We start from the raw sequence: 11098 nt of genomic DNA on the forward strand, positions 1-11098 counted from the left end.
CTACCTACTTCTCCCGTCTAAGACTTACATGGCTGCTCCATGATCCCTGTCCATCGAGGATGTGCCATGCGTCGTTACCTACCGCATTATCCCGCTGAATGTTCCCACCATCCGGGACGGGATATCGTAAGAACACACCCTCGAAAGAAAGGGTTGGACAGGTGTTGATTGACCAGAGATAGTCATTCTCGGTGTTCAGCAAGTTGACGACCTCGCTTATCAACAGCCATCTGCACATTTTACCTGTCCATAAGTACCGTTCCACCTGCCTGGACGCATCCAGAACGGTACATAAAGAAAGGGTTGGACAAGCGCCACGCGCTTAACTGTGGCTTGGTGTGGGTATTCGGTCAACCTGCATTATTTCCCACCACGTCGAATCTAAACGTTGCACAGCCAGCTAATTATGTGCGTCCCTGTCCATATCTGACGCACCGGAACGAGCACATGGCCGGTGCGTCAGATAGAGAAAGGTGGCCGCGCTGGGCGGCCCTCCCGCCCTTACTCATGATCTCTGAAATATCCATAAACCTTGGCGCCAGTTTTTTCGATCACAGCTTTGGCTACATCTTTGAATGCAACTTCCGTAATTTTATGTAGACGGATAAATTCATATTTAAGCTGCACTCCCTTGCCTTCCTTTATCCAGAAAACCCGTAGCGGCATAACATAAGCACTTAAACCTTTGTAAACCGGCAAGGCGACTTCAAATTGTTCAGGGATAGATAGGCCGTTAAAGGTTGCCCGGCTGCTGGCGTTAAACATAACATCCAATCCCCCGTTCTGATAATCCGTGTTTAACTGGCTTTCTTCGACCACCTTGATGTTCTTTGCAAGTTGCAGAAGCTCTGTTTTCCCGATGTTGTGGAAGTCTTTCGAATAATCAGCCATGAAGTCCGAAAACTCCTTCTGGCCCATCAACTTGCCTTCCTTTTGCATCCAGCGCACAAAGTCTGGATCTTTTTCAAGGATCAGGATTGCGCGATGGCGATCGGCCCATTCCGGTTGGTCTGGTTTGTGATAATTCAGGCTGCAACTGAAAGTGCTGTCCTTTGGATCGGCAATGATACGAGTATTGTCTTTCTTGAATTCCTGCACATAATCAGCGAAAGTATCGATTTCGGATGTCTGAATCTTTGCTTCAATGCTCATGGGTGTCGGTAGAAATTTTTCCAGATTATGAACGCTAAAGCCATCAGGGGCAACAATAGCAACGTGAGGATCAGTCCAATTGATCAGATGAAAAAGGTCTTTCGCATCTGTCAATTTCATTTTCAATGAAGTTCCCACTGTTTATTCTCCTTGTGCTTGTGAAGGGGTTGGTTCGGTGAAGTCTATACGTTTTGGAACGCCCATACCTATGCTCGTAACTTTGGCATCCCCTTTTGAAAACAGATCGTTTGGATCTTCCTTGCTCAGATTGCCATCGACATCTGCGAATAGGCCACTTTCAAATGGCTCAGGATCTGGCAACGTAGCTTTGACTTTTGCTGAAATGCCCACCATATTGCTGTTTGCATTAGGCTTCAGCTTGATGACAATTTTCAGCTCACCGCTACGGTTTGTGCGATCACATTCTTTGGTGAGCTTTTTCAGTTCATTGGTTGCCTTCTCGACAACTAAACCTTGATTAAGACCAGCCAAAAGCTGAAGGATATTCATTCGTATCTCCTGTATGTGGTTTAGAAAGAAATCGGGAAAAGCCGCAGGTGGGTCTTCTTGAGCAGATAATAGCGCAGCTGATGGTTGACTTTTCCGACAAAATGACGGCAATTATCGTTAGCGTAATGCTTCATATCAAGGGCTCCTGATTGTTTTCCTGTCCTCATTGTATCAAGGCTGATTCGCCCTGTCAAGCATTATCTGTGAAAATTCCCAGATAATATTCAGTCCGCCCGGAATTGCGGCAATTGACAGCGCATTAACGATTTGCTACACTGTAAGGGTAAGGATTTGGACGTTTGCCTTACGCTCCTAAGCGCCTCCTCGCTGGTTGTTTTCCTTTAAACGTCCCTTTCTTTCCGGGTATGATATGTCTAAATCCCGCTGGACAAAAAAACCATCCGAATCACAGCAGCAAGCGGCGCCGGAACCCAAGCGCACGCCGGTTTTTAACAAGAATTGCCAGGTCTGTGGAAATCCCCGCGCCGCCTGGGGGTTTGGTAAAAAAGGGGAGGTAACCAAGTGGTACTGTTATGAGCACCGCGAAATCGGCCATAAAGAATATTTTGGTTGACAGGCCAGAAAATATCTGCATAACCTGATCTGTGGCGGTGGGGCAACCCCTCGCTTGCTGTTCCTACAGGGCAAGGCCGCCCACCTTTTTTACTGTAGGATGACTGTAGGAGGTCAATCGTGATAAAAGAACGCCCCATGTCATTCAGCGCGCGTATGGTGCGCGCGATTCTGGATGAACGTAAAACGCAGACGCGGCATGTAATGAAACCGCAGCCCGTTTTTAAAAAACCCTTCTGGTCATGGGCTGGTGCCTACTGGGGGGAAAATCAAAACCCTATTGTTTGGCCTTACCATAGTCTTTCTAATCGCTGCCCATACGGAGCAATCGGCGACCGGATCTGGGTGCATGAAACCTGTCGATTTACCGGTGATCCAGAGGGGACCAATATCGTTCAATACAAGGCCGGTTACGTGCCTGGGTCCTCTCTCGAAAGTATTTTACCCAAAAGATGGACGCCGGCCAGCAAGATGCCCCGCTGGGCCAGCCGTATCCTGCTGGAAATTGTCAATGTCCGGGTTGAGCGTTTGCAGGACATAAGTGAAAATGACGCACTTGCTCAGGGATTTATCAAACTGCCAGCGACCGGTCGTGTTGTTCAATGCCAGGGAGACCAATATTTTGGCCAGTACTGGAGAAGTGCAAAGCAGGCTTTCTTGGATTGCGGATGGTCTAATTGTTTGAAAGATAATCCTTGGGTCTGGGTGATCGAATTCAAGCAGGTAGGTGACCAATGAAACAGGAATTCTTACGCGACGTTGCCGGCCATCAAATGACCATTTTGCGCGACGATGGGCTATACCGCCATATCCGTTTCAAACAGCCTGACGACAGTTTTTACTTTTTTGAGCTGATCACCTGGCCAGGACATTTGACGATCACCGGCGATTGCGGCACCTGGGTGTTTTCACGGGTGGAAGACATGTTCCGCTTTTTCCGTAAAGGGGAAAAATACGGACCTGACGACCTACCGATCAATCCCGAATACTGGTCGGAAAAGCTATTAGCGGTTGAACACAGTGGCCGCAACCAGGACAGCGGTTGCATGAAGTACTGTCCCGAATTGTTTCAAAAGGCTGTTAAACATCACTTTGATAGTTATTTTGAGTTCCGAGGGCCAGATCCCGACGATGATGATTACAAAAAGAGCCTGGCTAAATTTGAAAACAAAAAGGCCGAACTCTGGCAGGCTATTGAAGACGAGGTATTGTGCGCCGAATTCGAGTTCGAAGCCTACCAAAAGGCCCTTGATTTCGAGCACGATGGGTTTGAATTTTATGACTTTTGGGAAAGCCATCTGCGCAAATTCAAAGGGTCGTTCCTCTGGAATCTGTACGCCATTGTCTGGGGTATTCAGCAATATGATTTAGTTAAAGCAGGTCAGCCATGATCGCTGTCACCTCCTTCTACAAGCTGGCCAAGGCGATCGAAGTGCACAATGAACGGGTCGGTCGCACCCTGCAATCCGAGCTCGACCGGGGATACACCCTGATTAAGTGCGGAGAACGCCGCTGGTATCATCCCGCTGAATGGATTGAGGGTGTGATCACCCAGGACGGAAACAACGTCCGTATCGTGGCTATTTTGGCCATCTACCAGCGTGTCGGTAGTTTCAGCCGGATGATGGACAGCATCAGCTTTGATGGCCACAGAGCGGTCGTGGTTAATCCAACACCCCAGCTGATCAATATCCTTAAATCCTGGCGCTGGAAATGCAGAATTGTCCGGCATGGCGATAATGGCGCCGTCAAGGAATATCTGTGGGCGCGCCACTGGCGGGTGGGCGAATGACCCAGCCCTGGTATCCATTCTGGTGGGATGACTATTCCGGATCGACCTTCAATTTGACTCAAGGACAGCATGGTGCTCACCTGCTTTTCATGCGGCATATTTACACCACTGGCAAGCAAATTCCGCATGAGCAACGCTATAGCATTGCTAGAGCAATGACAGAGCAAGAGCAGGCCAATGCCGACTATGTGTTAGCTGCCCACTACAAGCGCGATGGTGATTTCTGGTATAACCAGAAGTGTGATGTCACGATGGCGGAAGCCGAAGAGAAGCACCAAAAGCGTGTAAATGCCGGAAAACAAGGAGGAAAAGCCAAAGCAGCACGGTCTAGCAATGCTAAAGCAATGCCAGAGCAAAGCTCTAGCAACCAGAACCACAACCAGAACCATATAGGTACTAAAGTACCTATACATACAGAGGATGGGGATCACCCCCCTGATACGCCGGAAACCGTGCTTTGGGACATGCCTTTTCAGCAGATCTGGCACGTCTATCCCGCAATCGGCAAAGGAGGCCTGATCAGCGCCGGCCTCAAGGGCAGCAAGAAACACGCCCAAACCGCTTTTTTCAAACTGGTCAGCAAAACCAAGGAGGCCGACCGTGAAGACCTTTTCCGAAATATCCTCAACGCTTGCCACGGTTACGCCCAGTTCCTTAAATTCTCCGGACAGCCCTGCAAGCACCTCGCCACCTGGATCAACGCCAACGGTTGGGAAGACGACTACACCATCCAGCGCCAAGCCGATGATCCGCTACAGCGAGGGGCTGCAAAAGGCCAGGGGACAGGCTATGTGGATTCAGTCTTTGATGCAGCGGGCAAAGCCATCGAAGATCTGGGTCACCAGGAATTCGGAACCGCTTGACCTGGACCTCAACGGACGCCCCCGCAACGCCGAACCCGGTCTGTCCTACCCGGATCTGACCGACAATGAACGGACGCTGGTCGCTAATGCGCTGCTGCCGGCCTCCAGGCAGCTGATCATCACCCTGCTGGCCCGCCTGGCCGTCCACAAGCGTATGGAACAGGACCGGGGCAAACAGGAAATGCTGTTCAAGGATTATTCCGAGCTGTTGTACGGGTTCCCGGAATATGCTCTGGCTCTGGCGGTGTTCGATATGATCGAAAATGACCAGAGCGACTGGTTTCCGAACCTGGCCAAGCTGCGGGAGAAGATCGGCGCCCATATGGTCAATGGGGTAGTGTTAAAACCAGATAATATGGAGAATTCATAATGTTGTATGGCATGGGATTAGTATTAGCCGGTTTATTTTTGTTTTTAGCCGGTTTTAGAACGGGATTGGAGATTAGACCTAATGCCGCATTTCATGGGTATGAATGCACTATTAAACAAAGTCCTGATCAAATTGAGAAAAGAGTCACTTGCAATCGGTTGACTATCAAAAAGGATGTAGAGGAATGACCCACTTTGACCAGACGATACACCGCTTTGGGATGGCTTATAAATTCAATGATGGTGACGTATTCTATCCATACAGACAAAGTGAAACCGGCAGCAATCTTAGATGGGATGCTTTGTGCATAGACAAAAACCATGGATTAAAAGAGATTGCGGTTAGTGCTGCATACATTAATCGTGCCCCGGAGCATGATTTGGTGCCGATAGCTGAATCTCGCGCCGTTGTCGATGAATTGGTTAAGATAACCGAGAGTGTATCAAATTCCCTTTACACGATGGCGCTCACAACAGCAGGTATTGAAACAGATTTGTCTAAGTTTCTTGCAATCCAGTCAGGATTATTAAAACAAGCCCTAGCCAAGATGGAGAAACGCAATGAAGAATGATATGCCGGAACGGATTACTGCCTGGTTCAATAAGGGGCGCGGGTTCTGTCGCAAGAAAGGCAATTTGAATGAGCCAATCGCTTCCGATACCGGAATAGAAAATTATATCCGCGAAAACCTGGCGGTCCCACGCGCCGATGTTGCGAAACTGGTAAACGGCCTTAAGTGGGCTGCTGAACACATGAATGATAGTCGCGTTGATTGGATCAACGGCTTAATCGCCGAATTCAACGCCAAGCACGGGGATGTGTGATGGATTTTGCAACCGCATGTGCAGAGGCAGCATCTATTCCAGAGTTTGTTAATGAGTACAACAGACTTACTGGTAATAATTTAACTTTTTCAATTCCAAAAGACCCGATTAGCATCGCTATTGACAAAGCGACTGGCTATAAAGGTTTTGACGAAAACGAAATGAGAAAATTTGCTATTTTCTTTTATGAGTATGTTTGGTCAAGACTGCCTGAAAATTGTTTTAAACAGGAGCCACGCCATGACTGACGCCGAAACCCTTCTGCGAGAGTGCCCATTTTGCGGCGGAACGCCTGTCATTGTTACGGTTGAACCACATCAACACTCGATTGCTGATTTCATGCCCGATTGCCGAGGTGAAACGTTCGTTGAATGTACAAATTGTAGTGCTGCCGTTGTCGGTATTGAAGATTGGGATAGACGAGTGAACCGCGCCCAAGTCGCAGCGCCTGTTGTGAGCCGGGAAGCGGCACAGCGCGCTAAACATTGGTTCGAGATGAAGTATGGTAATCGGGGCCCGGCATCCGAAACCATCATGATCCTGCTAAAAGCAGCCGCAAAGGAGACGACATGACCATTAATATTGACGCACTTGCCAACGAAATCCGCCGTATTGATGGCAGTAACACGCTTGGTGCTGGTCAGCTTGCCGAGGGAATTGCCGCCTATCTCGCCCTACGTTCAAGCACTCCGTGCGTGGAACCAATGGCGAAAGCGAAGAGTGAACCGAAGGGAGCGACCATGAGTGAGGAATCGAACGACACCCCAGAGCAGTATGTTCAGGCGGGCGGAATTATTAGTGCACTAGAATTTTATGCAGATACAGAAAATTACATTCGTAAGTCTATGCGTGACGGAACTGGCAGTTTCACCAATAATCTTATCAACGAGGATTGCGGTCAACGTGCACGCCAAGCACTCACCCAACGCCCACCCGCACCCCCGAGCGAGGTGATGGATATAGACGCTCTTCATTCCAAAATCGACATGGACATTGAAGACGAGACAGGCTGTGAATTATCCCTTGAAGATAGCAGACTGACCGGCCTTGCAATCCGCAAAGCACTCACCCAACGCCCACCCGCACCGACCGTCGCAGCACAGGTCGATTTGGAGGCTTTGAAGAAAGACACGTCAAACGCTCAAGAGCTATATGCTCAATGCCTTGATCGTGAAGTTGGTGAAATTTACGGCTGGAACGCTTGCATCGACCACCTCGCCGCCAAAGGGATTATCGGTCAGGGTGTGCCGTATTGCGGTTGTGGCGATCCAATCCCCGAAGATGATTTACGGTGCGATACATGCCAACTGGTTCAATGGCAGGTCACCGGTGAAAAATCTGTGCCACAAACCGTCCTGCAACAGGTATCTGCGGCTTTGCACTGGTCTAAGGTTTTTATTGATAATCATGTCACTAAAAGTTCAAGACTTTCTAAATCTGACCAAATCAAATGCGCAGAAGGTATCAGAAACGATATGATTTCTAAAGCTTATGCCGCTCTGCAACCCTACCTGAAAGATGGTGAAAAATGACCGACGAACCACTTGTTATCTGCCGCCGGAAGACGATCCTGAAAGACAACGGCGGGTTTTATGTCTATGAGGAAGTTGGGCCGTACAACCCGCCAAAGGACTCGCGCCCGGACTGTTCCGACGTTTCGTACATGGATCAGAGCATTGCGACGGACGACAAGCGGCAGAAGCTAATTGAGTCTCTAAAAGTTTACTGCAATGGTCACCCTCATTCCTTAATTCCTTGGCCACACAGAGTTTTGCATGATTCTATCGATATGCTTCAATCACCCCCGCCAGTTGCGGATCAGGATGTACGGGAGGCTTTAATTTGGGCAATTGCTCATATTGAGGGAAGGACAAAATACTCCGACGATCTTCAATTTTATGCCTGCTTACAACGTGCCAAAGGATGTCTAAAATGATTGGGAAATGGGAACATTGTCCATACTGTAAATCAGAATACAATCAGATGGAATACGATATGCAGGAATGCAATAAGGGGTGTAAAAATGTTGCGGATGTCAACGACACTAATGTCGCCGACATGCAACAAGTCATTGATAGTAAAGGCGTTCGTACTGCGGATCACGATGTGCAGGTAGATCCCCGTTTAATTGATTATGCCCAGAAACTTGCGAAGTTAAGAATTGCCATTATCCAGTCTTTCGCTATTCCAGTTAAGGATGGTATTCCTGACGATGAAACACTTTGCCAGTTTCTTTTGAAAAGACCCGTCGCTCTGCCGCCGGTCAGTCGTGAGGCTTTACAGCGAGCCTTGGCTGTGTTTAACGTAAGAAACACCGGCAATTCATCGGACTGGGCAGTAACCATTCGAAAAATACTCGAATACCATATAGAAAATGAGAAATGACTATCAAAAATTAATTACAAACGGCCCCAATTTTGGATAAGATAGGTATAGTTACCAAATCAAAACCTTAAGACTTATTGCTTTTTTTATACCCATTAAATTAAATAATGGGATCATCCACGCATATTCGCCGAAAAATAAAACATGAAGAATTACATATTATTAATATAAAATAATAACAAAATTGCTCAAAAAAACTGCTATGAAAAATACGCTACTAATTCTACTTTTATTTTGGGCATCTATTTCTTTAGGACAAGACCAAGCCCAACAAACAAACCGCTCGTTATTAGGGACTTACCTCTGGACAAACTCTGTAATTTTAATTCCATGTAATATTGATGGCACTGTTAACGGCATCACTGACCAGAAAATAACTTCTATACCAGACCAGTATTTTAAAGTAATCGATGAAATTAAAGAGGTGGTTATTATTGAAGTACTGGAATATAATAAGGAAACTGAAAATTTTTATCTTTACAATGTCCAGGGTGGATCGTCTGCATATAGCAGCCTATCTGCATTGAAAAAGGCAGCTGGTGAATATCCCACCAAGTATTTCAAAGTATCTGTCAGCGTTCTTTTGCAACACGCAACTCAAGATATCAAAACCAGCTTTGCCTTTGGAGTAATTAACTTTCCTTTCAAATATAGGCCGCAACCAGGAAGAAACGATTTTAGCGGCGCTTTTAATTTTGGCGCAGGAATTGGATTCAAATTGCCACACAAAGGGTATAGAAAAACTACCTTTTCTGTAATAAATGGCTATAGTATTTCAAGTATCAATATTGATGCGGCTTCAGCCAGAAGAAATGCTACAGAATTGGAAAGCGCAAATAACTTTACTTCTCTATCAATTTCGCTAGGCTTATTAGTCGAAAATTCAAAGGTTCAGGCCGGTTTTTTCTTAGGAAGCGACATTCTAAGCAACTTGAATCAACGTCAGTATGGGTGGCATTATCAAGGAAAACCCTGGATTAGCATTGGCTTTGGGTATGCAATCTTTTCAAATGAAAAGGCTAAAGAAAATACTTCAAATACTCAGCCTGGCAATAAATAAATTCATACAGCCGTAAGGAGGCTAAATTGCTTATAATACCTATTACACCTATCGCAAAACCGCGCATGACGCAGCGCGATACCTGGAAACAACGGGCATGTGTAATAGCATACCGGCGTTATAAAGACGCAATCCGGCCTTATGCTATGGATCTAACTGCCGATCCATTGAAAATTGTGTTTCATTTGCCCATATCTGCAAGTTTGTCTAAAAAGAAACAAATAGCGCACCTGGGCCAATTGCATCGGCACAAACCTGACGTGGATAATCTGCTGAAAGGCCTTATGGATGCCTGGCTTAAAAATGACCAGGCGGTTGCCTCGGTCTGGATCGAGAAACGCTGGGCTGCTCAGGGTGGCATTGAGATCAGTCGGATCGATCTGTAATGCCACCGCCTGTTTGGGATACCAGTCATCCCTGGACCGAGACGCAGGTCCGGCGCTACATCGTCGCAAAACTCCGTAAGGAACCCGGATACAACCGGGATTGGCTGTTTGCCGGTGACATGGCTGGTGAACTAATTCGCGCTGGTGACAGCGAGGAGACGATCAGTGAACAATTGATTAATGCCACGCTGGTTGGCCTGGAAGCGGGCGAGCCAGACTTGCGGTTCTATCTGTCCTGTGGCCGAACATTGTTGGTCGAGCTCAAGCTTAAGCGATGGGGTGGATTGTCCAGCGATCAGCGTGCCCGCATCCGTAAGCTGCGGCGCTTGGGTCATGATGCTGGCGCACTGTATTGTGAAAGCCCCTGGCATGGCTTTGAGCGCATCATGCGTATGATCAACCGACGTAACCGCTTGCCATGGTGGCACCGGTTATTTTAACCTGATATTTGTTACCGGTAGGCACATCAAGTTCCTAAATCAACCGCGCCAAATAGCCAAGAAAACTGCGTTTGCCTGTTCTCCAAATTAATATAACTGTGCATCTGAGGCATTGTATTTGCCGTTCAATAACCCAATTTTAGCTTATAATATTTACTATTTAAATTTAATAATAAATACTTAAACTTATAATAAATATGAAAATCTGTCTACTTTTTCTATTTCTTATTGTCACTATGATAGCGTCCGCTCAAAACTGTGACCGTCTAATTGAAGGAGGACTTTACTCTTTTACCCAAATGACAAATACAGGTTCATTCAGTAAAGACTTAAGGACTTATTACCTTTCTGAGCAATTTAAAGTTGATATGAAGAACGGAAAATGGGGATCTTCTTTAACAATTCCAGTTAAAGGCGTTCCTATGACTCTCGGCATCAATGCTAGTGATGATCAATATAGCGAATTCAGGAAAAAAATTTTAGATCAATCTGAATTAAATATCACCTCAGATTATTATCAAACTACTTTTAGCTCAATACCGAATACGAATTTATATGAAGCATGGGTGCAGTGCATTAACGGCCCCCGAAATGGGTTATCTGGTTTTTTTCAAGGAGCAAATGTTGAAAGTGAAAATTCTGTCGTCTTTTCGATTAACTATCGCCCTTCTGCTCCTAATGAACCAATGCCTACAGTAACAAGCTTCAATGTTGAGCCAGCAGGAAGCGTGGTAAGTGGGGCT

The 11098-nt window shown here is 46.7% G+C and carries 18 protein-coding genes; 16 read left to right on the forward strand and 2 right to left on the reverse strand.

Features of this window, described 5'->3' with window-relative positions:
- Positions 1-501: 501 nt before the first annotated feature.
- Positions 502-1272 (reverse strand): DUF2303 family protein, encoded by a 771-nt coding sequence (locus ACYVH9_RS30160; RefSeq protein ID WP_460640178.1) that lies wholly within the window; start codon positions 1270-1272, stop codon positions 502-504.
- Between the two features lie 21 nt (positions 1273-1293).
- Positions 1294-1662: a hypothetical protein gene (locus tag ACYVH9_RS30165; RefSeq protein WP_460640179.1), complete on the reverse strand. Its 369-nt coding sequence runs from the start codon at positions 1660-1662 to the stop codon at positions 1294-1296.
- Positions 1663-2032: 370 nt separating this feature from the next.
- Here ACYVH9_RS30165 and ACYVH9_RS30170 point away from each other — a divergent pair, with 370 nt between their 5' ends.
- The 16 genes from ACYVH9_RS30170 to ACYVH9_RS30245 form a co-directional block, all read left to right on the forward strand.
- A complete protein-coding gene (locus ACYVH9_RS30170; RefSeq protein WP_460640180.1) occupies positions 2033-2236 on the forward strand; it encodes a hypothetical protein in 204 nt (67 codons plus the stop codon).
- A 137-nt stretch (positions 2237-2373) separates the two neighbouring features.
- Positions 2374-2973, forward strand: coding sequence for a hypothetical protein (locus ACYVH9_RS30175; RefSeq protein ID WP_460640181.1), 600 nt, complete (start codon positions 2374-2376; stop codon positions 2971-2973).
- On the forward strand, positions 2970-3626 hold the full coding sequence (locus tag ACYVH9_RS30180; RefSeq protein WP_460640182.1) for a hypothetical protein: 657 nt from the start codon (positions 2970-2972) through the stop codon (positions 3624-3626). Before ACYVH9_RS30175 ends, ACYVH9_RS30180 begins: the two co-directional genes overlap by 4 nt.
- Positions 3623-4027 (forward strand): hypothetical protein, encoded by a 405-nt coding sequence (locus tag ACYVH9_RS30185; RefSeq protein ID WP_460640183.1) that lies wholly within the window; start codon positions 3623-3625, stop codon positions 4025-4027. The genes ACYVH9_RS30180 and ACYVH9_RS30185 overlap by 4 nt, the downstream gene beginning before the upstream one ends.
- Entirely contained in the window at positions 4024-4890 is an 867-nt protein-coding gene (locus tag ACYVH9_RS30190; RefSeq protein ID WP_460640184.1) for a DUF1376 domain-containing protein, read from the forward strand. Before ACYVH9_RS30185 ends, ACYVH9_RS30190 begins: the two co-directional genes overlap by 4 nt.
- Positions 4817-5260, forward strand: a complete 444-nt coding sequence (locus tag ACYVH9_RS30195) for a hypothetical protein (RefSeq protein ID WP_460640185.1) — start codon at positions 4817-4819, stop codon at positions 5258-5260. The genes ACYVH9_RS30190 and ACYVH9_RS30195 overlap by 74 nt, the downstream gene beginning before the upstream one ends.
- A 220-nt stretch (positions 5261-5480) precedes the next feature.
- On the forward strand, positions 5481-5831 hold the full coding sequence (locus ACYVH9_RS30200) for a hypothetical protein (RefSeq protein ID WP_460640186.1): 351 nt from the start codon (positions 5481-5483) through the stop codon (positions 5829-5831).
- A complete protein-coding gene (locus ACYVH9_RS30205; RefSeq protein WP_460640187.1) occupies positions 5821-6084 on the forward strand; it encodes a hypothetical protein in 264 nt (87 codons plus the stop codon). The genes ACYVH9_RS30200 and ACYVH9_RS30205 overlap by 11 nt, the downstream gene beginning before the upstream one ends.
- The gene (locus ACYVH9_RS30210) at positions 6084-6332 is read left to right on the forward strand and encodes a hypothetical protein (RefSeq protein ID WP_460640188.1); all 249 of its coding nucleotides are present in this window, start codon (positions 6084-6086) and stop codon (positions 6330-6332) included. The genes ACYVH9_RS30205 and ACYVH9_RS30210 overlap by 1 nt, the downstream gene beginning before the upstream one ends.
- Positions 6325-6657 carry a hypothetical protein gene (locus tag ACYVH9_RS30215; protein ID WP_460640189.1) on the forward strand — a complete coding sequence of 111 codons (333 nt, stop codon included), beginning with the start codon at positions 6325-6327 and terminating at the stop codon, positions 6655-6657. Before ACYVH9_RS30210 ends, ACYVH9_RS30215 begins: the two co-directional genes overlap by 8 nt.
- On the forward strand, positions 6654-7616 hold the full coding sequence (locus ACYVH9_RS30220) for a hypothetical protein (RefSeq protein ID WP_460640190.1): 963 nt from the start codon (positions 6654-6656) through the stop codon (positions 7614-7616). The genes ACYVH9_RS30215 and ACYVH9_RS30220 overlap by 4 nt, the downstream gene beginning before the upstream one ends.
- A 391-nt stretch (positions 7617-8007) precedes the next feature.
- Positions 8008-8469, forward strand: a complete 462-nt coding sequence (locus ACYVH9_RS30225) for a hypothetical protein (protein ID WP_460640191.1) — start codon at positions 8008-8010, stop codon at positions 8467-8469.
- Positions 8470-8671: 202 nt separating this feature from the next.
- Positions 8672-9529: a hypothetical protein gene (locus tag ACYVH9_RS30230; RefSeq protein ID WP_460640192.1), complete on the forward strand. Its 858-nt coding sequence runs from the start codon at positions 8672-8674 to the stop codon at positions 9527-9529.
- A gap of 26 nt (positions 9530-9555) precedes the next feature.
- Entirely contained in the window at positions 9556-9915 is a 360-nt protein-coding gene (locus tag ACYVH9_RS30235; RefSeq protein WP_460640193.1) for a RusA family crossover junction endodeoxyribonuclease, read from the forward strand.
- The gene (locus tag ACYVH9_RS30240) at positions 9915-10355 is read left to right on the forward strand and encodes a hypothetical protein (RefSeq protein ID WP_460640194.1); all 441 of its coding nucleotides are present in this window, start codon (positions 9915-9917) and stop codon (positions 10353-10355) included. Before ACYVH9_RS30235 ends, ACYVH9_RS30240 begins: the two co-directional genes overlap by 1 nt.
- A 299-nt stretch (positions 10356-10654) precedes the next feature.
- Positions 10655-11098, forward strand: a 444-nt coding sequence (locus ACYVH9_RS30245; protein ID WP_460640195.1) for a hypothetical protein, incomplete at its 3' end; no start/stop codon positions are given.

This window comes from Larkinella harenae, from assembly GCF_054780515.1.